A 22,154-nucleotide genomic window follows, 5' to 3' on the forward strand; every position below is an offset into this window, starting at 1 on the left:
TAAGTGCAGATTGGACTCATTTCTGTGCAGGCCTACTTTACGAATTCCATCACCAAACGGGATTCTTCATCACCGAAGTAATTCGCTTCTTCTTCTAGTACGGTAAAACCCATAGATTGATAGAGAGACAATGCAGGTTGGTTGAGAGGATCAACCGTCAGTTTAACACTAGAACCTTCGGCCAGAGGTGCCATCACCCGCTCAACTAATGATCTCGCAATTCCTCGACCGCGAAATTCGGAATTTACGGCTAGCGACATTATCCAATAGTGCTTCGCGACATTGCTGGTGGTTAAAAGCACATAACCAGCAACTGCTTCTCCTTCCTTTGCAACTAACAAGCTTTCACCCCAACAATCGTACGCTTGTCGTATAAAAAACTGAGGATACGAATGTTCTCCAAACAACTTGTTTTCTAAAGCATAAACAGCGGCTAAATCTTCTTTACGCGCAGACAAAATGTCCATCTCAACTCCACTCCTAAACTCCTTTGTCTGCAGCAATATAGAGGAATCCTTCGTTAAACCCAACTTTTGCTGTCAACTCAAACAGTTGGAGCGGAACACTTTCCTTGCCCGATCCATAGCAAACACCACCATGAATACATTTTAACCACAAAATCTAAAACTAAAAAATATTGTAAATTTAGTAAATAAATTCAATTCACACACCAAATGTTAGAATATAAATCTAGTTTTTAAAAATATTCATAGTTTGATAATTTACAAAATTGTCTTTTTATCAGCACGATTCACCACATAGTTGATGTGATAACAATCACTAAAACAGATACCATCCGCCACATTATTATTTTTATAAAGGCGAGTCTTAAGTGAAAGAATCTCGAAATACGTTAAATTCTAGTGAATTAAACACAACAACCTCTTGGTCAAAACATGACACACATTGGGTACTTAGCCTATTCGGGACCGCCGTTGGTGCCGGTATTTTGTTTCTGCCAATCAACTTGGGCATTGGTGGATTTTGGCCACTAGTCGCAATGGCGTTTTTGGCATTTCCAATGACTTACCTCGCCCATCGCGGTTTAGCGCGCTTTGTATTGTCTTCTAAGATCAAAAATGCCGACTTTACCGATGTGGTTGAAGAACACTTTGGCGCAAAAGCGGGACGTTCAATCTCTCTGCTTTATTTCCTATCGATTTTTCCTATCCTGTTAATTTACGGCGTGGGCATCACCAATACTGTAGACAGCTTTATGGTGAACCAAGCGGGAATGGAAGCCTTACCACGCGAGCTACTTTCGGGCGTATTAGTGTTCGCTTTGATTGCCATTATGATGGCGGGCGAAAAAGTGATGCTGCGCGCGTTTGCCGTTATGGTGTATCCGCTTGTTGCGATTCTAGCTTTCCTCTCATTCTACTTAATGCCGAACTGGACAATGCCCGTGCTTGATACACCGGACATGGGTGCGTTTGCGAGCACAATGTGGTTAGCCGTTCCTGTTGTGATTTTCTCGTTTAGCCATGCAGCAGCGATCTCTAGCTTTGCCAATGTTCAGCGCCGACACTACGGCGATGATGCCGATGCAAAAGCCGAACTGATTTTACGTCGCACGAGCATCATGCTTATCGCATTCGTACTATTGTTTGTTTTCTCGTGCGTATTAGCACTTTCGCCAGAGCAACTTGCACAGGCAAAAGCGCAAAACGTATCCGTACTCTCTTACCTTGCAAACGCAACGGATAACCCATTCATCGCAACACTTGGTCCTTTGGTGGCGTTTGTCGCGATCACTTCTTCTTTCCTTGGTCATTTCTTAGGCGCACGTGAAAGCTTGAACGGCTTAATCACAAAGCACTCAAATTTGTCTGAAACACGTGTTGATCGTATTAGCGTAGTGGTTCTTTTCTTGTCAATTTGGGCTGCAGCAATCATGAACCCAAGTATTTTAGGCATGATGGAAGCGTTATCTGGGCCAGTTATCGCAATGATCTTGTTCATTATGCCGATGTTGGCGGTACATAAGATTGAGTCGATGAAGCAGTATCGTGGAAAGCTCTCTACCTATTTTGTTCTGATCACAGGTATTGTTGCGGTAAGTGCTTTGGTTTTTAGCTTACTCAGCTAAGAATGGGTTACTTTGAGTGATTTTCAGGGGAATACCGTTTACAACTGAAGGTAATTCCCTGAATTTTGCTTTTGTTTTCTAAAACGTAATCTAGCTTACGTCACTCCACTAAATAAGAGCGAAAACACCCGCCAACATTACTACTGAGGCGATACAAGTGCGAGCAATGATGCCGAAGTGCGACGGTTGAATCATTTCGTTATGCATAAATAATCTCCTGTTTGTTATGAACAGCCAATTTACTTTGGCTTAATAACACTATGTCGAATATCCATTTTTTTAACAACCCATACAAACATTAAATATTTATGACACCAAAATCATCTTTTGGAGATCGGAATTACTTTTGGGAGCAGTATCACACATAATTCACATGGAAATATCTTCATCGATTATCGCTATTTCTCAGTCAAAACCTCCGGTTCCCTTATATTGCGATTAAAATTATTTCCCAACTTATAAAAAGCACTTTTCTTTATAAATCAAAAAATTAAATTAAATCAATCAATTATACTCGCCTTAAAATCCCTTATTCTTGGGGAATCCATAAGCACTTAATAGATAAGAAGTGATAGACTTAGCAAGTACTGCTACTTAACGAGATCACAATTTATTAATAAGCTCATGCACTTTCCGATTAAAACGCTGTCTTGCGCTCTATTAGCGGTGATTGGACTCTTCTTCCAGACTGGTTATGTCTTCGCCAATACAGATAAACATATCTATCTCGAAGAACACATTTCGCCCGAAAGCCAACCCATGTTGAGTACCTACTTCCGTTCTATGGGTAAGCCTCGCTCAATCAAAGAAAATGTGCTCACGGTTCCGCAAGATGCTTCGCCCGAAACGCTCGCCCTCTACTATTTTGCTCGTATTTATTTAGAACGCTATGAAGGTGTTCCCCTACCTGACGACATGCCAGATTTGATCGAATTTGGTCGAAAACACAATATGCCTTGGGTTGTCGCAGAAGCAAAATTGAACAAAGCGATTCGAATGATTGAGTTGGATGACGATTGGCACGCAGAGCTTTTGCTCCACGATGTAATTGGGGAGTCTCGTGATATTGGCTATCTGGCGCTGCAAGGCCGCGCTTATCGCTGGATGGGAAATTTAGAAATTGCGCGTAACCAAATCCACAACGGATTAAAACATTATCGTACGGCCTACGAGTTACTCGAAAATACAGTGTTTGAGATTCAAGTAGCGATGACACTTAACAACATCGGTACTGTCTATTTAGACTCCTCCGATTGGAATCGCGCAAGCAACTATCTAAAACAAGCACTCGATGTATATGAGAGCAGTGAATATGAGTACGACAACAGTTTCTTTATTGGCGTAATCTATGCCAACTTGAGCATTGTTCATCTTGGCTTAGGAGACAGTGAGAAAGCCGAATACTACTTCCATGAGGCAATTCGACGCTCAATGCAAACTGGGTCGGATGTCATTAAACATCATTCATTGTCCAACTTTTCTCAAATGCTAAGTAGCATCGGTAAAACAGACGATGCCCTACTGCTCGCACAACGCTGTGTCGAGTTACCTAACCCAGACGGCATCGAAATCATTAAGATGCCATGCTATGAAGCATTTGCCGAAGCGTATCTCGCCGACAAACAATACGACAAAGCGATTAGAACCGCTCTCCTCGTCCTAGAACAAACCAAATCAACCAATGAGCTTGAGCTAAAACAGCGTATCGATATGTTGTCGGTTTTGGTTAACGCCAACCAAGTACTGCAAAATTATGAAGCCGCCTTCCGCTATTTGTCTCAGTTGAGAGCACTTGAAGAGGAATTTTCTGAGCACATTCACGGCGAAGAAATGATCAACATTAAGTTTGACCTTGAAGCGAAATTGGCTCAGAAAGAGTTGAATTTGCTTGAGACGAAAAACGCACTTCAAGCCTCTGAGTTGCGCTCGCAACGTTACCGAGAAATGTTCTACTTTATCGCTATTGCAGCCATTGGTGTAGTAGGTTTCCGTTATGTTTTGCGAGTCAAAAAGATCAATAAAGCACTGACGCAAGAAAGTACTACAGATCTTTTGACTGGCCTTCACAATCGCCGCTATTTAGAAGTGTGGTTAGAGAAGATGGCCCGCCGCACTCCAGATAGAACCTTCGCGCTTGCGGTTCTTGATGTCGACCATTTCAAAGCTTTTAACGACACTTATGGTCACGACATCGGCGATCAAATGTTGATGCACATTGCCTCTATCTTCAACGAATCCACTCGCTCAGGTGACCTGCTGATTCGCTGGGGCGGTGAAGAATTTGTGTTGCTGGTGGAGGTGAACGATCCAAATGATTGTGCGAAATCGCTAGAGCGTTTGAGACATGTCATTGAAAATACGCCATTAATCATTGACTCTAAGCCAATAAACGCCACAATTTCGCTTGGTGCGGTCGACAGGTTATCAGCCCAAACCATCAAACAAGAGTGGGACCAATGGTTCTTCTTGGCCGACCAAGCGTTATATGACGCAAAACAAGCGGGCAGAAACCAATTTAAGATTCACTCGACGTCTTAGTGGCGTCCACGAGTAAATAGATACTTCCATGAAGAAAAAATTAATATTCGCCTTGCTTTCTCCTGTTGTTTTATCCGCTTGTAGTAATCAACAAGCGTCGCAAATGGGCATGCGTAGCAGCAGTGTGAACATGTACGCTCAACAAATGAGCAATACTCAACTTTGTGAGACGCTGTATTACAATCGCTCAACGAACCAAACCAAAGTCGCGATTGGTGCAGAATTCAACCGCCGTGGACTCAATAAAAAATGGTGCGATAACGAATTGAATAAGTGGTATTTGGAGAAGTTTGTCGATAGCGTGCTACCAAAGAAAAAGCCAGCACCGCGCAAACCGATGGCAACCATTCAGCCAGCCTCCACCAAATAGTAACTGTAGTAGCTATCACCTCTCTCTAGCTAACAGATGAGATAGAAAGCAGAAAGTCCTTACCAACTTTCTGCTTTTTTACATCTAACAATGATCAAGATCAGCCAAAACCTTCCTTTACTTCAGTGAGTTAACATCAATTTACGCAGTCCGTCGAAAAAACAACGTAAACAATTTGTAAACAGTTTGCGTCCTCATTCTTTGCCGCTAGTTTTATTCATTCCTGTTTAAAGGAGTATCGAACAGGGACAAAAATTCCAAACAAAGACATGAGGTCACAAATGGAAACACGCTTTAATCGCCTATTTGCCGCTATGTTGGCTGTGGGCCTTGCACCTGCCGTCTCGGCGTTTGATCCGCTCTATTCAGAACAATGGCATCTCGACAACACTGGCCAAACTGCATTCGCAGCAAACCCTGCTGTTGCGGGTAATGACTTAAACACCAAACTTACGCAAGCCATGGGCATTGCCGGTATTGGCGTTAAAGTTGCGGTCATTGATTCTGGTGTGCAGATCGATCACCCAGACCTTGCAGGTAACGTAGTCACAGGTAGCAGAAACTTCGTTGAAGACTCTTTATTCCCATCCAGTTATCCCGTAGACACCAACGGCCACGGTACTGCCGTTGCTGGTTTGATTAGTGCGGTAGGTAACAATGGTGAAGGTGGTCGCGGCGTTGCTTCTCGCTCTTCGCTTGTTGGTTTTAACTGGCTTGCAAACCAAACATTAGAAGGTTGGTTAATTTCTCACGGTATGGACCCAGCGACGCGAGATGTACGCGTATTTAACCAAAGCTATGGCTTTAGTCCGATCAACCCAATCGCGTTTGATGAGAATGACCCACAGTTCAAGCTTGAAATGGATGTCATGCAGAACGTCAGCGAAACGAACGCTTGGGGCCGCGGTGCACTGTTTGTCAAGTCTGCGGGTAATGGTTACCGCTATTTCAACACTGGACGATTCTTCGTTCTTCCTAGCGATTTCTTCGCGGGAGGCGGAAACCAAGGTTTACCGATGCACAACTCGGCGCAATCTTACGACAACTCTAGCTACTTCAACCTTGTCACCAGCGCGCTACGCGCAGATGGCACACGAGCAAGTTACTCTTCTGTTGGCGCTAACGTGTGGGTTGCCGCGCCAGCAGGAGAATACGGGCAAGACTTCCCTGCGATGGTCACAACTGACCTGATGGGATGTGAAGAAGGACAAAACACCAGTGACGGCCTTGGTATTAATGGTCTACACGGTGGTACAGAGCTTGACCCGAACTGTAATTATACCAGCACCATGAACGGCACATCATCGGCTGCGCCGAACACTTCTGGTGCAATCGCCGCGATCATGTCAACCAACCACGCTTTATCTGCCCGTGATATTCGTGCGTTGCTGGCAGAAACCGCACGCGTTACCGATGCCGAGCATCCGGGTGTTCAACTTGAATTTACCAATAATAAAGGTGAGTTGGTGAGCTACGAAGCGATCTCACCTTGGCAGAAAAACGCGGCTGGCGTGAACTTCCATACCTTCTATGGTTTTGGTGCCGTTGATTTGGATGAAGCGATGAAACGCGCTCGCATGACAAATAATGTTCTGCCAGCGCAAATCATCACACCGTGGGCAAACAATGCAACAGAAGTCAGTGTGCCAGATGCAAGCCTTGCTGGTGGTTCGTCAAACATCGCAATTACTGACGACATTACCGTTGAGTCTGTACAGGTGCAGCTGACGCTAGAGCACTCGCGTCTACCTGATTTGGCAATCGAGCTTGTTTCCCCATCAGGCACTCGCTCCGTATTGCAAACACCACGTAACGGCCTTGTTGGTCAGTCTCTTGATCCAAACATTACGGGTTACGAAAACCAACTGATGTTGTCTAACCAATTCTACGGCGAGAATGCCAAGGGTGAATGGACACTGAGAGCTATCGATACAAACGGTGATGAAGTCTTCTCATTTATCGCTTACTTCAACTCATCCGCTATCTATGATGTACCGATGGCGAACAACGCAAAGCCAGGAGTTATCAAAAACTGGTCTATGCGTATCTTTGGCCACTAAGGAGTCAATCACATGAAATATCAGACATTTTCTATTTTGGCTCTTTCACTAATAGCCAACGCAGCCTATGCCGAAACGCAGTTGTCGCAACAACCAAATCCCGAGTTATTTGTTCCTTCTGATGCAGTTGAGGTGAATGGTGAAGCGTATCGTAAAGTGCAAACGAACACAGTGAGCAATCTCTCTGAAGCAGTTAAACTGCAAGCCGGTGACGAGGTGTTTAAGAACGCGTTTGGCAATGTGTCTAAAGCGACGGGACTTATCTACATCACCGTAAACAACGCCGCTGATGCCAAAGCAGTAGCAAAAGAGTTAAAGCTAGACGTTGTGTTTGCAGATGGTGAATCTGCGGTGCTAAAAGCTTCTGAAGGACAAGACTTGCTTAGCATCAGCGATTACTTGAATGCTGACAGTCGCGTCAAAGCGTCTAAAATTGAACTAAACAGCGGTAAATACCGTGCACAATAATTCTCTAGCAAGAGAAGTTGGCTTCTAAAACAATGCCTCAGCAATTGCTGAGGCATTTTCTTTGTTCTTTCGTTTACAGATTAACTTCTAACTTATCTTCGGCTAAAAAATGTCTCTTATTGAAGATAACCAATCAACTTGTTTGCGATATCGGTATTGTTCTGAGAGCCAACGAATGCTTGTGACCCCTTACCATAAGCAAACACCTGAACATCCACCGCGGTATGCCCTTTTGTCGTCCAACCTGTAAGGCTTTGATCGTTGATGATTGACTTTACGGCTTGATAAAGCGCTTTCGCGGGCTCTTCACTCTTCTTCGCGTCAATGAGGAGCGCAAATTGCACATCTGACAGCGCCCAATCTACTGATTCTGACCACACTTGTTTGATGTCTGAACCCTTTGCAAGTGACGTTGCTAATGGCCACGCCGTTTGATGCACGCCTTTGATCACATCCGTTTTCCAGTCGTATTCTCCATTTGCGCCGATAGTTAAACCTCCCGTGGAGTGATCGGCGGTGACAACGAGCAAAGTGTCAGGATGAGCATCAACATACGCCTTGGCTAAAGCAATCGACTTAGCAAAATCATCCATTTCTGCCATCGCGCATGCTATATCGTTAGCATGACCGCACCAGTCGATTTGGCTTCCTTCGATCATAACGAAAAAGCCATGCTCTGAGCGCGACAATAACGACAGCGCCTTATTCGTCATCTTCTCGAGTCGGTTGGGATTCTCATCCAAAGCAAACGGAAATGCTTTGTCGGCAAACAACCCAATCGCAGGCAATGTTTGCAACGAAGGCAAGGTATCAAAATCCGTTAGGTAGTGATAACCCTGCGTTTTAAATTCTTCAATCAGGTTTCTGTCTTCACGCTCAAAGTATCGAACACCTCCACCAAGTAACAGATCGACGGGCAGCTTTCCATTTACTTTGTTATCCAAGTAGTCGTCTGCTATCTGATCATAATTACGACGAGATTCGTTGTGCGCGGCAAAGCTTGCGGGCGTCGCGTGGTTAATTTGCGAAGTCGCCACTAGAGCGGTTGTCATGCCCTGCTCTTTCGCTACTTCCAACATTGTTTTAACTGGCTTTTTATGGGTATCGACAGCGACGGCGCCATTGTAACTCTTTATACCACTGCTTAAGGCCGTCGCGCCTGCTGCACTGTCAGTGACATAAGTATCATCATCGGGATAGGTGTGAGCCATGCCAACCAGTATCGAGTCAAAGACTGTAGGCTCAATCTGTTTAGTTTCTGGGTTATCTTGATAATAACGGTAGGCGGTTGTGTAGGCAGGGCCCATTCCATCACCGATCATATAAATAATATTTTTCGGTGCTTCATTGGCGTGAACAAACCCGGCCAGTAAACTGGCCGCAAGTAAAGAGTATCTGATTGTCATATTTCATCCATGAAAAAGTGACTGCGAATATAAGCCGTCACTTTAATTACTGTTTTGCTTACAAGTATTCATCAATACTATCATTCAGTTAGGATGAAACCGCGTGTTACATCATGGTTTTGCAACCCAAATCATTTCTTAAATAGGATCACTTCTGTACGTAGGCCGGCTTTAGGTGTCTCATTCGGGTTATTCAAGTAGCGCTCAATCCCCAAAGGCTTGCTCTTCACTTTTATGCCGTTTTGGCGTGTCAAATTCATCCCTAACGACCACGCATTGCCCAAAAACTGGTAGTCACCTTTGTGCTCAATCACAAAAGTTTCACACGCTGGAATCGTGCCAAACACAAAACCATTTGGTACCTCTACCATTTCACTCACGGGCAAGCAGGTTACAAATTCAAAATGACCGAGCTTCATATCCATTGAAAGGTAATAGCAGAACAGTTCGCCGCTGACGGGCAGACTTTCTTTCTGCATCAGTTCGTACAGACTTTGAGTTTGCTTTTTCATGATTGGACCAAGCTCAGGAATTGTCCCTGAACCTTGCAAACCAACGTAATGAATCAAATCTTGACGACGAGTGCCGATTTCGCTCAACTGCGACAATATTTGCCCAGTTTCTAACTGGCTTTTTAGCATCTTGAGTCCACGGTCGTAATCCATTTCAATCATGGATTTGAACATCGTTTTCAGAAAAAACAGATACCAAGGAACACAAGACTGCATTTGCCATTCTACGGTACAACCATCTTGTGACGGCGTCACGATAAGCGTCACCTTGCCGTGGCTTTTAATGGGGCGAAAAAAATGCAGCTCCATGTCTAAACAATGTTCTTGTGTGCTTTCCAGAACAACCGCCCCCGTCCCAATTCGTTGCCCATTCCATTGGTAACCAGCTCCAACGTGGCCTTGATTGTCACTGTAAGTCAGCTCGCAGCTTGGCTCCAAAATAATCCAAGGAGACCACTCAGGCCAGTTTTTAAAATCCTTTAGATAATCGATGATCTCACTTTGAGATTTGTTGATTTCAATACTTTTGCTAACCTGATAAGCAAGCATAGCCATTCCTTAAGTTTCTGTTTCGCTCTACTTATTCTAAATCAAATCCTAGTTTTTTCTTGTTTCACTGTGAGTTAGAGGTAAAAAGTGAGACAAAAAAGCCAGAACGTTAACTCTGGCTTCATTGGCAAATTGGGACGTTAAGAAACAAACGTCACTTTCGCGCTAAATCGGACGCCATCATCGTTTAATTCAAACGGCCACCCCATCCGTTCACAAATGCGTTGCACTATCACTAAGCCGCAACCATAACCCGCATTATACGTTTCGTTACCGTCATGACGATTGGTGATAATCAGCGTGTTTTGCTGTAGATCGATCTCGATGTCTCCAACGCTGTAACTGAACGCATTTTTGATTAAGTTGTTGATGACTATCGTCACGAAGCTTGCTGGCGCATACACTTCGCCGCTATTTTGTTCGTTAAGCTGATAATGCGCATCTTGCTTTGCAAACAACGGAGCAAGCTCTTCCAATTGCTGGTGTAAACAAACTAAAAAAAACGCCTCGGTCAAAACGCGCATGTCTTCACACGCGGCTTGCATTCGCGCAATCGCTTTTTGTGCCACCCTTGGCTGGTCAGGCACCCGGGATAAAATATCTGTTGAGCCTGCGATCACCATAATAGGCGTGCGAAGCTCGTGGGAGGCAAAGCGACTAAACTCTTGTTCGCGGCGGAAGTAGCCCGCGATGTCGTTCTTACTGTCTAACAACGTCTGCTCAATATGCCGCGTTTCACTGAACTTCGTTTCCACTTCAAATGCAGGCTGGTCGGGTGGCATCTGGCTGATTTTTGACTCGATTTTAGCGAGCGGTCGAGACAAAATTTTCACCATATAAATACCGTAACCAAGCATAATCAAGGAAAACAACCCGCCCAATAACAGAGTGAACTGGTGCAATGAGCTTTCGTATTCATCCAGATAATCGTCCGAGTCATCTTGGAAGACGATGTACATCAAGCCTTCGCCAGAAGGATGATCAAACACTACAAAGTGCTTATCCTCTTCGCCCAACAAGTATTCATAAAAGCCTGGAGATTTGAACGCGAGCAACCAACTTGGCGTCGGTGCTTTACTCCAATAGGAGTTAAATTCCAACTTGTTTGGTAACGGGGCCTTCCAACCCTGCTTTTGAAAATTTTCGCTGTAGAGCGCCGCTTCTGTATCGAGCCAGTGATGAAGGCTCAATACCTCAAGTTTGTTTTCTGCGACATAAATCAGTGACCAAAACAGCGTAAACATGACGAACGTCATCACGCCAAAACCCCAGCGAATCTTGCGATAAATACTTGGGTATTCGTTATGCTTTAAGTCGGTAGCCTTGTCCATGAATAGTCTCTAATCGTGATTCTTCAAAACCTTTATCGAGTGCGGTTCGCAAACCATAAATATGACTGCGTAATGCGTCACTACTAGGTGGTTCGTCACCCCAAACACTTTCGATCACTTCCGTTCGTGATACTGACGCAGGCGCGTACTTCAAGAGCAGCTTTAAGATTTTGGTTTGGATGCGACTTAGCTTGATCTCTTTACCATCGCGCGTGACTTTACCAGTGCGCGCATCTAAACAGATATCAGCGAACGTCAGCGTACCAATGTCTTGGCGTGGACCACGACTAGCTAAAGCATGAATGCGTAAGCTGAGCTCTTGCATCGCAAACGGCTTCATTAAGTAGTCATCCCCACCCGCTTTAAATGCCGCTATTTTGTCATCTAATGTGTCTTTTGCGGTTAGAAAAAGAATGGGCGTTCCGCAAAACTGTTCCTGACGCAGCTTTTGTACGGCACTGATGCCATCGAGTTTTGGCATCATGATATCCATAATGATCACGTCGTAATGGTTATCTTCCAACAACGCCAGCGCAGCCTCTCCGTGATACGCGCAATCTATCGTCATACCTTCGAGTTCTAGGTAGTCAGCAATGGTCTCGGAAACATTGTGGTTATCATCAACAATTAAAATTTTCATACGGCTCACATTTCTTCACGATCTCTTCACGGTATGCCTCATAAGATACCGCCAAATTCCTAAACTAGCTCGTAAATTGAGGTTAATACAATGAAAAAACTGGCTCTTATTTCTGTCGTAGGTTTGGCATTGTCTGGTTGTGGTGGTTCTGGCAGCGACAATAACGACAGCTCATCAACACTCCCAACAGCAAAACCAAGTGCAGCTATTGGGTCTGTTGAATCTGTAGATGCTCAAGAAAACACATTAACCGTCAATGGATATACTTACCGCGTTTCAAAGGTGGTTTACGGTACAACTCCATTAGCGTTAGCTGTTGTGCAACCAAATATGATGGTAAAAGTGGATGAAAACATCCAAAAAACAGCAAATGCGCATGCCGTTGTGTCACTAGAACCAACCATCACAGGTCGAGTGACTGCCATTGATTACGCAAAGAAAACCTTCACCGTAAATGGTGTAGAACTGCAGTTTGATGGCTTAAGTAACGAGATCGGTTTAGGTGATTGGGTGATGGTGTCTTCACTTCCAACTGCTGATGCTGGCTACAAAGTCTTATCTGTGGTGGAAATTGACGTTGACCACTACCCAAGTATAGGCGACATGTACGAAATTGAAGGCCGAATCGCAAGCATTGATGCAAACCAAAGCACCTTCAAACTGGGTGCAAACATCACCGTGTCTTACCACAGTGTTGGCCAACTAAAAGTAGGTCAATGGGTAGAAGCGGAAGGCAAAATGGAGAGGGATATTTTTGTCGCCTCTGACGTCGAAATAGAAGGCTATGACAACCTAGAAAACGACAGCGATGTGGAAGGCATCGTCACTTGGGTTGCGAACGATTACAGCGAGTTTTCACTAAACTACCGCGGTGCGTTCTTTGTTGATAACGCGACTAGATTCAAAGACGGTAGCAAAATGAGTTTAAAACAAGGCCAAGAAGTCGACGTTTCTTCTGTCTTGAGAAATGGCAAACGCATTGCCACCGTCGTTGAGTTTGAAGCGCCAAATTTTGATGACAACCATCAATGGCAAGGCAAAGAATTTGAATGCGAAGGTTATGTGTCAAATTACGATGCGAATGCAAGAACATTTGAAATCGAACGTTGTGAGAATGATGCTGATCAACTGCTAAATAACAAATTAGTGGTTATCGATGCGCAAACTCAATTCCAAGGCATTGAAGAACTGAACTTGAATGGTGCTCGTGTCGAAGTCGATGGTGTGATCATCAATAATCAAAACGTCGCTCGCGAAATCGAGCGAGAAGGCTACGACGACTAAACTTGGTCTGCCACCACTTTTAAACAAAGCCCAATAAAAGTGTCACTTCGGTGGCACTTTTTCTTACTTTGCATCCCTAGCTTAAACCAGCAAATTCTCAGCCAAACTCTTTTCCCTCAATTACACTTTACCTATGTTTCACAACATCGGTGACTACCATGAAAAAACGTAACCTCGCTCTGCTTATCTTGCTTTTTGGTTCAACCACCAGCATAGCTAGCGTGATGGATCCCGACTGCGATGCAGAAAAAGCAGCCAAAGCCGCAGCAACAAAAGCCGTGGTTGGTGTTGGCGGTCGCTGTACGCCTAAAGAAGCATTGAAAGATACCGCAGTTGATGCAGGAAAAGACAAACTGCCGGATGAAGGGATGGCGGGCAAAGCAGTTGATGCAATGACACCAGAAAAAGAGAAGAAAACGGTGAAAGACGTAACCAAAAAGCTCAATAAAGATTAACACCTACACCATTGAGTTCGGGCGTAGAAAATATGTTCTTGAAATAAATTGTTTATTTACTTGTTGTTTGGTACCCACGTTCAATCTTGTTCTTTCATATTTCAAGATCGGACTTTAACCACATATAATTTTTTTGCAAAACAAGTTCATTAATTAGTAATAGCCTCTCCTAACTTTGAGATTTTGAGCCGAATAACAAAAGCTACAACTTGCATATGAATCACTTACCTATATTGTACGATTAACATTTATTAAAGAAAGGAGGTCTAACAATGGTTAGTGGTTATAGTGAGCAGACGCGAGAGGATTTGTAAGCGATGTTTTGGATACTGGGCCTTTTGATCTCCTTGTTTATCATGTACTCAGATTATGCGCATTACTTCTATACTAAGCGACATGGAAAGAAATCTAAGGTTCCTCGATTATTAAGCTTATTTATCACGGTAACGCTTCCTATGCTTGCGGCTACCGAGATTTTGAACGAGCTTGGGGCTGGGGAAGTCGCCTACCAAGTATGTGTAATTATTGTTTCGGCTTTAGTTGGTCTTTTGGTCTGCCTGTCGGAACAATATCGTTTTAAGGCAGAAAGAGATTAGTTGTATCGGGTTGTATAGCTATCAACAAAAGGCTGCAAAAAAACATCTCTATTGGCTATCGCATCTGATTTATAAAAAAGCGACAACCATGCGCCGCTTTGGATATTAATCTTAGAAAGGGATGACGCTATGCTTGAGCAATCAACGCTTCTAAAGCCGTGATAGATGCAAGCTTTTCACCTTCCATCATCACTTTAGCTTCATCTACGTACTGACCTACCCCTTCCTTCACATCTTGTTGATAAAGCACGACGTTGTTTAAGATCGAAGCCACGTGTAGACCTCTCAATCGACCAACCGTAAACAGCGCCGAGGTTTCCATGTCTGCACCTAGAATACCTTTCTTGTTCCAGTACTGACAAATGGCCTCTTCGTCATCGGTGTAGAAACTGTCGTGAGAACGTACTACGCCTAAATGATATGGCGTCGTTTGCGTCGACAAATAACGCTCGACTTCTTTCAGTAGAGTAAAGCTTGCGTACGCAGGGTAAGCAGAATCGACGTACGATTTGGAGCCACCTTCGTCTCTTACTGCACCTTCAGCAGCAATTAATTCTCCAAGCTGAATCTGCGATTGCATTGCACCAGCAGATCCAACACGTACCACATGAGTTACGCCGCATTGTTTGAGCTCTTCTACCGCAATGATCATCGATGGCGCGCCGATGCCTGTGCTGCATACAGAAACAGCCTGACCTTTGTAGTTGCCGGTAAACACGCGGTACTCACGGTTTTCCGACACCATTTCTGCATCATCAAATAATGCCGCGATACGATTCGCTCGATCTGGCTCGCCACATACAATAACAAGAGGAGCAACTTGTGTTTCATCAACACCGATATGAGGTTGTTTAGCCATTGACTTGTTCCTTACGCCGTTGCTTGAGCTAAGGTTTTATCGCCATTGCGCTTGGCACTACGAGCCCACTCACGCGTACCATTGGCAGCAATGAACATAAGAATCGCGTACTGAACAGACATTGCGTAAACACCTTGCGTCGCGTAGATACCCACACTGATGATGTTAATCACAACCCATAGAATCCAGTTTTCGACGTATTTACGTGTCATCAGAATTTGTGCAACAACAGAAAGTACCGTCATGGTTGCATCCCAGAACGGGAACGCATCAGGCTCAAGTACTGGCTCAGACAGGCCTGCACCGAAAATGTTTAGGCTATCAACAGCAATGTTTGCCAGCGCGAAGAAGAATGGGTCAATGTAGATGGTCAACAATGCAATCGAGACCACACAAACAACCGCAGTCGCCATCAGCTTTTGCTTGCTAAGCCAACGAACTTCCAACGTTTCACCTTGTGCATTTGGTCGAGTCCATGCGTACCAACCGTAAATGTTGGCGCAGAAGAAAAACAGTTGAAGAAGTAGCAACCCGTACAACTGAATTTGGAAAAAGATAACAGCAAAAAGCGTGACATTCAGTAAGCCGAATACGTAGTTGATGGTCTTCTCTTGGCTCGCAAACCAAATGCAAAGCAGACCAAAGACGGTTCCAAATGCTTCGATCCAGCTCATTGCGTAGCCGTCTCCAATCGGAATGTTAACGAGGGTATTGTTGATATCGAGTAAGGCAAATAGGTCCATGGTGATGTCCTTTATTATTTTGTTTGGAATACGCCCATATTAGGGTGCAGCAACAAACAAAAAGGAGGACATTTGTCCTCCTCTTGATGCACTCGATCATAAATCAGATCATTACTTACTTGAAAGCGCCTATTTATCTCAATTATTCATTCCAAATGAACTAGGACTCGTGTCCTAGGTAGCGCTTTTTGAACGTCGATGCTGACGCGAACAGTAAAGTCGAAGCAAATGTAAACACCACGCCAGCCAAGTATACATACTCTTCATTCGCAAGTAGCTCATAAACACTCACGACAAACACCGTTAATACTAGTGAAATATTGAAACGGTGAAACCACGGCCTCTTTACTGAATACTGTGCATATCTCTTAATTAACATAAAGATTTTCCATTCATCTCAATAACTTACAACTCTAATTATAGGCTTTATTAATAATAAACTTTTTAAGCACTATCGACACGAAATCTTTCGAGTTACTCGCAAAAAATCACACTTTTCAAATATTGATTTAATAAATTCGAACATCTATTTTGCATGCTTATTTATTTTTAACCCATTTTTTATAAATTATATGCGCTAAATTTGTTAACCATGCGTCTATTCTTAATTAAGAGAAATTCGTCACACTGTTGCGTACAACCAATGTTGGTTCCAGTTGAACGACTTGAGCTTCGTTAGATTTGTCGTCCAGTCTTCGGACAAGAGTTTCGACGGCGGCTTGGCCGAGTCGATATTTGGGTTGGTGGATGGTCGTTAAGGAAGGCGACATAAATTTCGCGATATGAATGTCATCGTAGCCAATAATGGAAAGATCATCTGGCACTTTAATACCGAGCTCATTTGCGGCGTTAATCACACCCATCGCCATCATATCGTTAGAGACAAAAATCGAGCTGGGTAACGTACCTCGTTCAGCCATTTTCTTGAACGCTTGATACCCACCCTCACATTCGAAGTCCGATTCAATGATCCAATTGGCATTAAATTCCAAGCCAGCTTCGTTCATTGCTCGCTTATAACCTTCGTATCGCATTTGCGCCTGGTGTTTAATCAAAGGGCCGGTGATACATCCGATTTCAGTGTGACCGCAATCAATCAAGTATTTTGCCGCTAAGTAACCGCCACGAAGTGAGTTATCTTGAATTTTATCGCTTGTAAACAGCATCGGCCCCCAGTCCATCACCACGACAGGGATATCTGGATAACGCTCAAATACATCGATACGCTCCCCTTCTAACGACGAGCACATCAAGATCAAACCATCGACACGCTTTTGCAAAAGCGTATTAATGGATTGGCGCATGCGTTCGTTGTCACCTTCAGTGTTACATAGAATGAGACTATAACCTTTGTGGTAACAGCTGCGTTCCACGCCTTTTACGACTTCGCCAAAGAATGGGTTGGTAGAGGTTGTCACTAGCATACCAATGGTTTTGGTACGATTGACTTTAAGGCTACGCGCCAAAGCAGATGGCGCGTAGTAGTTGAGTTCTTTTGCTGCATTGTTAACACGTTCAGAGATTTCTTCACTCACGAAACGCGTCTTGTTAATAACATGGCTCACTGTTGAAGTGGAAACCCCTGCCAGTTTTGCGATGTCTTTCATCGTCGCCATGTTATTACTCCTTTTTTATGAGGCGTTGTGCGCCTTATTGTTCAGCGAGAAACGCATCCACCTCTTCGCGAGTTGGGATCGACGTTTGCGCGCCAAAGCGGGTCACAGAAATTGCAGCCGCCGCATGTGCAAACTTAATCGCTGATTCTAAAGGTAAATCTTCTAAGAGACCAGTGACGAATGCCCCATTAAACGTATCTCCTGCCGCGGTGGTATCGGTCGCTTCGACACGGAAACCAGGGATGATTTCACCTCGACCATTTTGGCTCAACCAAACGCCTTTTGCACCGAGAGTGATCATGACAATTTCAATACCTTTACCATGTAACACATTCGCCGCTTCTTGCGCGCTTTCGTTGTCTGTTACAGTAACACCTGTCAGCACTTCAGCTTCCGTTTCATTTGGCGTGATCACGTCAATACAAGCAAGCAGTTCATCTGACAATTCGCGAGCTGGAGCTGGGTTTAAAATTACGTTGGTTTTTGCATCTTTTGCCACACGCGCGGCTTTCTCAATGCCGCACATCGGCGTTTCCAATTGCATTAGCAAGTAATCCGCTTGGCGAATACGCTCTAAATCTGGCTCAATCGCTTCTGATGTCAGTTTGGCGTTCGCTTCTGCTGATATACAAATGCTGTTTTCACCACTGTCCGACACTTGAATCATCGCGATGCCTGTCGGGCAGTTTGGTTGCATCTTAACACCTGTGATATCGATGCCGTCCATTTTGAAGTTTTCACGAATGTTGATGCCGAAAGAGTCATCGCCTACACAAGCAATAAAACCAATATCTGCATTTAATCGCGCCGCCGCGACGGCTTGGTTGGCACCTTTGCCACCTGGGATAACTTGATAGTTTCGACCATGCAGCGTCTCGCCAGGGCGAGGGAAAGAAGGCACTTGAAGAACATGGTCAGCGTTTACACTACCTAACACCACTAACTTATTCATACGGTTATCCTCGGTTCTGAATGAACCCTTTTTTGAAAAACTGTTTTTGGAAAATACTTAGATGACTTTAACTTCTCGTTTGAGTCGCTATAAAAAGTCAAAGGCATCTATACCCAAGCAATCTCAAGATGCATCGCTGCTTAGGTAAACCTTGCCCTCTCCCCCTAAACGACAGATATAAATAGAGGAGAGAGCAAAGAAATTAGGACGCGTTATCGCGCGTCAGGCTTATTTTGTTACCACTTTTAGAGGAACTGGGATGTACTCATCCACTTTCTCGCCTTTCAGTACTTTGTCAGCCGTTTCAACGCCTAACGCGCCGATAAGATCAGGTTGTTGTGCGATGGTTGCTGCTAGCTTGCCACGGTTAACCGCTGCGATGCCGTCTTCTGTGCCGTCAAAACCAACGATCATGACGTTTTTGCCAGACGCTTGAACCGCGCGTAGTGCACCTAGAGCCATCTCATCATTCTGCGCAAACACCGCTTGAACATCCGGGTTAGCAGCCAGTAGGTTTTCCATTACGTTGAGACCTTTCGTGCGGTCAAAGTCAGCCGGTTGGCTAGCAAGAAGCTCCATATCGCTTCCCTTCACAGCGGTCATGAAGCCTTCACCACGCTCACGAGCCGCAGACGTACCAGCAATACCTTCCAGCTGAATCACTTTTGCTTTCTCGCCAACTTTTTCCATGATGTAGTGGCCAGCCATCTCGCCGCCTACAACGTTGTCAGATGCGATGTGGCTCACTACTTCACCACGGCTTGCACCACGGTCTAGCGTTAACACAGGGATGTTAGAACGGTTTGCCATACGAATCGCATTAGACACTGCGTCAGAATCCGTTGGGTTGATCAAAATCGCTTTTACACCGCGAATGGTTAGGTCTTCGATATTTGACAGTTCTTTGCTCGGGTCATTTTGCGAGTCCAGTACAATCAAATCGTATCCCAGTTCTTTCGCTTTAGCTTCCGCACCGTCTTTCATCGTTACGAAGAACGGGTTGTTTAGCGTCGAAACCACAATCGCCATCGTATCTTGGGCTTGCGCCGCTACTGATACAGTGGAAGAAAGAAGCGCAGCAGAGATAAGAGTTGCTAGTTTTTTCATCGTTTCTAGTCCTTTGTGTAGGGTGAGCCAGCACACGCCTACTGGCTCGGTTTGTATTCACATATTGATATGTAGATTGTTATGAATTACTTGTTTTTGTTGTCTACCAATACCGCCAGCAAGATAACCACTGCTTTTGCAATCATTTGGTAGTAAGAAGAAACGTCCAGTAGGTTAAGCGCATTGTTCAAGAAGCCGATGATCAGCGCACCAATCAATGTCCCCATGATACGGCCTTTACCGCCCATCAAGCTCGTACCGCCAAGTACCACAGCTGCAATCGCATCCAGTTCGTATCCCATACCCGCCGTTGGCTGAGCAGAAGACAGACGAGATGTCACGATGATGCCCGCAAGTGCAGCTAACATACCGCAGATGGCGTACACACCAATCTTCACTCGGTCTACGTTAATACCAGACAGGCGAGTCGCAGACTCATTGCCGCCTAGTGCGTAAACATAGCGACCAAAGCGAGTGTGATTAAGTAGGTACCAAGCCGCTGCGAATACAACAACCATCAACCAAACTGGCACTGGAATACCTAACGCGTAGCCTGTACCAAACCATGCGAATGCGTCTGCCGTGTCTGTGAAGCCAGTAGAAATTGGTCGACCGTCGGTGTAAACCATGGTAACACCGCGCAGTAATGTCATGGTGACCAGCGTCGCGATGAAGGCTTGCACTTTGCCTTTAGCGATGATGATGCCACTGATTGCGCCCAGTGCTGCACCAGCTAATAGAGCCGTTGGAACCGCAATTAAAACTGGCACTTCCATCGCGATTAGGCTCGCGGCAAATGCACCACAAAGCGCAAGGACAGAGCCGACACTCAAGTCGATACCAGCAGTTAAGATAACCAGAGTCATACCTACGGCGATGATCGCGTTAACTGAGGTTTGACGAAGGATGTTAAGAATGTTGTCTACCGTAAAAAAGTTCGGGTTTAAAAAAGACACTACAACAATCAAAAATAGCAGTGCAATCAGTGATTTTTGTTCAATCAACCACTCTTTAGTAAACAGCTTTTTGCTGCTTGTTTCGGTCGGTTTGCTCATGGTATTGGTACTCATGCTGCTTCCTCATTGATCTTTTTGCCTACGGCACAGGCGAGTAATTTTTCTTGGTCGGCGTCTTTCGCATCAAATTCGCCAGTAATGCGACCTTCATGCATCACAAGAATGCGATCGCTCATGCCTAGCACTTCTGGCATCTCAGAAGAAACTAAGATGATGCTCATGCCGTCGGCTTTAAATTTGTTGATGAGTTGGTAGATTTCTTTCTTCGCACCAACGTCAACACCACGCGTTGGTTCATCCAAAATCAGAACTTTAGGCTTGGTCATTAGCCCTTTCGCAATCGCCACTTTCTGTTGGTTACCACCAGAAAGGTTGCCAATAATTTGGTCGCGAGTTGGTGTTTTAATGTTGAATAACTTGATGAAATCTTCCACGGCAATGACTTCTTCGCCGTGCTGGATTTGTACGCCTTTGGTTAGCTTATCCAATGCACACAGAGACATGTTCTCTTTCACGGATAAGCCCAGCACCAGACCATCCCCTTTGCGGTCTTCCGAGATGTAAGCGATGCCATTTGCCAAGCCATCTTGCGGACTAACCGGGTTAATGGTTTTGTTATCGAGATTGATAACGCCATGCTCGCTTGGTAGCGCGCCGTAAATCACTTTCATTAACTCGGTACGGCCTGCGCCCATCAAACCAGAGATACCCAAAATCTCACCGCGTTTAAGCGTGAAGCTCACATCGTGAACGCCAGAACCTGTCAAGCCAATCACTTCAAGACATGTCTCGCCGTGCTTTACATCAATACGTGGGTATTGCTCTTCTAATTTACGGCCAACCATCATTTCGATTAAGCCGTCTTCATCCGTGTCTGCTACTCGGCATTCACCGATAAATTTACCGTCACGAAGCACGGTAATGTCGTCACAGATTTCAAAGATTTCTTTCAGGCGGTGTGAGATATATACAATGCCGCAGCCTTGCTCACGAAGCTCATTAATCACTTTGAACAGAGATTCGGTTTCTGTATCAGTAAGCGCATCGGTTGGTTCATCCATGATGATGACTTTCGATTCAAACGAGAGCGCTTTGGCAATTTCTACCATTTGTTGCTCACCCAAACTTAGATCACCAAGCAAGGTTTTCGAGCTGTGTTTCACGTTCAAACGTTGTAGAAGTCTGTCCGCTTCCGCGTACATTTTGCTCCACTGAATGCGCCCCATAGAACCGGTAAATTCACGACCGAGAAAAATGTTCTCAGCGATTGTCAGTTCAGGGATTAAGTTCAACTCTTGGTGAATAATGCTGATGCCCGCTTCTTGAGAATCTCGCGGACCTTTAAACGCAGCAGCTTGACCTTGATACTGAATGCTACCTGCATCCATATGATAAATACCGGTCAGCACTTTCATCAATGTTGACTTGCCTGCCCCATTTTCGCCCATGAGCGCCATAACACGACCTGGGTATACGTTCAGGCTCGCTTTATCTAGCGCCTTTACACCTGGGAACGCTTTTTCAATTTCGCTCAGTTGTAGAATGGCTTGAGTCATAATCTGT

21 protein-coding genes are annotated in these 22,154 nt (G+C 44.7%); 8 read left to right on the plus strand and 13 right to left on the minus strand.

The features are described from left to right. Positions 1-32 precede the first annotated feature (32 nt). A complete protein-coding gene (locus OU793_RS05010; protein WP_005499071.1) occupies positions 33-467 on the minus strand; it encodes a GNAT family N-acetyltransferase in 435 nt (144 codons plus the stop codon). Between the two features lie 365 nt (positions 468-832). Here OU793_RS05010 and OU793_RS05015 point away from each other — a divergent pair, with 365 nt between their 5' ends. The 5 genes from OU793_RS05015 (at position 833) to OU793_RS05035 (ending at position 7,525) form a co-directional block, all read left to right on the plus strand. Further along, positions 833-2,089 (plus strand): aromatic amino acid transport family protein, encoded by a 1,257-nt coding sequence (locus OU793_RS05015; RefSeq protein WP_005499076.1) that lies wholly within the window; start codon positions 833-835, stop codon positions 2,087-2,089. Positions 2,090-2,713: 624 nt separating this feature from the next. Further along, positions 2,714-4,627, plus strand: a complete 1,914-nt coding sequence (locus tag OU793_RS05020) for a diguanylate cyclase (protein ID WP_005499080.1) — start codon at positions 2,714-2,716, stop codon at positions 4,625-4,627. 28 nt (positions 4,628-4,655) lie between these two features. After that, positions 4,656-4,997 (plus strand): hypothetical protein, encoded by a 342-nt coding sequence (locus tag OU793_RS05025; protein WP_005463744.1) that lies wholly within the window; start codon positions 4,656-4,658, stop codon positions 4,995-4,997. A gap of 281 nt (positions 4,998-5,278) precedes the next feature. Continuing rightward, positions 5,279-7,057 carry a S8 family peptidase gene (locus OU793_RS05030; RefSeq protein WP_017447453.1) on the plus strand — a complete coding sequence of 593 codons (1,779 nt, stop codon included), beginning with the start codon at positions 5,279-5,281 and terminating at the stop codon, positions 7,055-7,057. 12 nt (positions 7,058-7,069) lie between these two features. Beyond that, on the plus strand, positions 7,070-7,525 hold the full coding sequence (locus tag OU793_RS05035; RefSeq protein ID WP_005463738.1) for a hypothetical protein: 456 nt from the start codon (positions 7,070-7,072) through the stop codon (positions 7,523-7,525). Positions 7,526-7,641: 116 nt separating this feature from the next. On the opposite strand, the gene OU793_RS05040 is transcribed toward OU793_RS05035, so the two are convergent. From OU793_RS05040 to OU793_RS05055, 4 genes are all read right to left on the minus strand, one after another. Next, a complete protein-coding gene (locus tag OU793_RS05040; RefSeq protein ID WP_140103446.1) occupies positions 7,642-8,931 on the minus strand; it encodes an alkaline phosphatase in 1,290 nt (429 codons plus the stop codon). Positions 8,932-9,062: 131 nt separating this feature from the next. Next, entirely contained in the window at positions 9,063-9,992 is a 930-nt protein-coding gene (locus OU793_RS05045) for an SRPBCC family protein (protein ID WP_193237415.1), read from the minus strand. Between the two features lie 140 nt (positions 9,993-10,132). Beyond that, entirely contained in the window at positions 10,133-11,323 is a 1,191-nt protein-coding gene (locus OU793_RS05050; RefSeq protein WP_274647732.1) for a HAMP domain-containing sensor histidine kinase, read from the minus strand. After that, the gene (locus OU793_RS05055; RefSeq protein ID WP_005499099.1) at positions 11,295-11,963 is read right to left on the minus strand and encodes a response regulator transcription factor; all 669 of its coding nucleotides are present in this window, start codon (positions 11,961-11,963) and stop codon (positions 11,295-11,297) included. The genes OU793_RS05050 and OU793_RS05055 overlap by 29 nt, the downstream gene beginning before the upstream one ends. Positions 11,964-12,053: 90 nt before the next feature. Between OU793_RS05055 and OU793_RS05060 the strand changes: the two genes are divergently transcribed. From OU793_RS05060 to OU793_RS05070, 3 genes are all read left to right on the plus strand, one after another. Next, a complete protein-coding gene (locus OU793_RS05060; RefSeq protein WP_140103448.1) occupies positions 12,054-13,247 on the plus strand; it encodes a DUF5666 domain-containing protein in 1,194 nt (397 codons plus the stop codon). Between the two features lie 158 nt (positions 13,248-13,405). Further along, the gene (locus OU793_RS05065) at positions 13,406-13,702 is read left to right on the plus strand and encodes a hypothetical protein (RefSeq protein ID WP_024702030.1); all 297 of its coding nucleotides are present in this window, start codon (positions 13,406-13,408) and stop codon (positions 13,700-13,702) included. Positions 13,703-14,019: 317 nt separating this feature from the next. Then, a complete protein-coding gene (locus OU793_RS05070; RefSeq protein WP_020837975.1) occupies positions 14,020-14,298 on the plus strand; it encodes a hypothetical protein in 279 nt (92 codons plus the stop codon). A gap of 127 nt (positions 14,299-14,425) precedes the next feature. Here the strand turns inward: OU793_RS05070 and OU793_RS05075 are convergent, their stop codons facing one another. From OU793_RS05075 to rbsA, 8 genes are all read right to left on the minus strand, one after another. Continuing rightward, the gene (locus OU793_RS05075; RefSeq protein ID WP_140103449.1) at positions 14,426-15,157 is read right to left on the minus strand and encodes a nucleoside phosphorylase; all 732 of its coding nucleotides are present in this window, start codon (positions 15,155-15,157) and stop codon (positions 14,426-14,428) included. An 11-nt stretch (positions 15,158-15,168) separates the two neighbouring features. Then, positions 15,169-15,900 (minus strand): nicotinamide riboside transporter PnuC, encoded by a 732-nt coding sequence (pnuC, locus tag OU793_RS05080; RefSeq protein WP_024700702.1) that lies wholly within the window; start codon positions 15,898-15,900, stop codon positions 15,169-15,171. Between the two features lie 160 nt (positions 15,901-16,060). Then, on the minus strand, positions 16,061-16,279 hold the full coding sequence (locus tag OU793_RS05085; protein WP_029795802.1) for a hypothetical protein: 219 nt from the start codon (positions 16,277-16,279) through the stop codon (positions 16,061-16,063). A gap of 229 nt (positions 16,280-16,508) precedes the next feature. Beyond that, a complete protein-coding gene (locus tag OU793_RS05090) occupies positions 16,509-17,516 on the minus strand; it encodes a substrate-binding domain-containing protein (RefSeq protein WP_005463707.1) in 1,008 nt (335 codons plus the stop codon). Positions 17,517-17,550: 34 nt separating this feature from the next. Further along, complete coding sequence (gene rbsK / locus OU793_RS05095; RefSeq protein WP_017447445.1) at positions 17,551-18,468, minus strand: ribokinase; 918 nt, start codon at positions 18,466-18,468, stop codon at positions 17,551-17,553. A 228-nt stretch (positions 18,469-18,696) separates the two neighbouring features. After that, positions 18,697-19,575, minus strand: coding sequence for a ribose ABC transporter substrate-binding protein RbsB (gene rbsB / locus OU793_RS05100; protein WP_005463703.1), 879 nt, complete (start codon positions 19,573-19,575; stop codon positions 18,697-18,699). An 86-nt stretch (positions 19,576-19,661) separates the two neighbouring features. Then, positions 19,662-20,645, minus strand: a complete 984-nt coding sequence (gene rbsC, locus OU793_RS05105; protein WP_005463702.1) for a ribose ABC transporter permease — start codon at positions 20,643-20,645, stop codon at positions 19,662-19,664. Next, complete coding sequence (gene rbsA, locus OU793_RS05110) at positions 20,642-22,147, minus strand: ribose ABC transporter ATP-binding protein RbsA (protein ID WP_140103450.1); 1,506 nt, start codon at positions 22,145-22,147, stop codon at positions 20,642-20,644. The genes rbsC and rbsA overlap by 4 nt, the downstream gene beginning before the upstream one ends. Positions 22,148-22,154 lie beyond the last annotated feature (7 nt).

Source organism: Vibrio sp. VP6 (assembly GCF_028823755.1).
GTDB lineage: Bacteria > Pseudomonadota > Gammaproteobacteria > Enterobacterales > Vibrionaceae > Vibrio > Vibrio parahaemolyticus.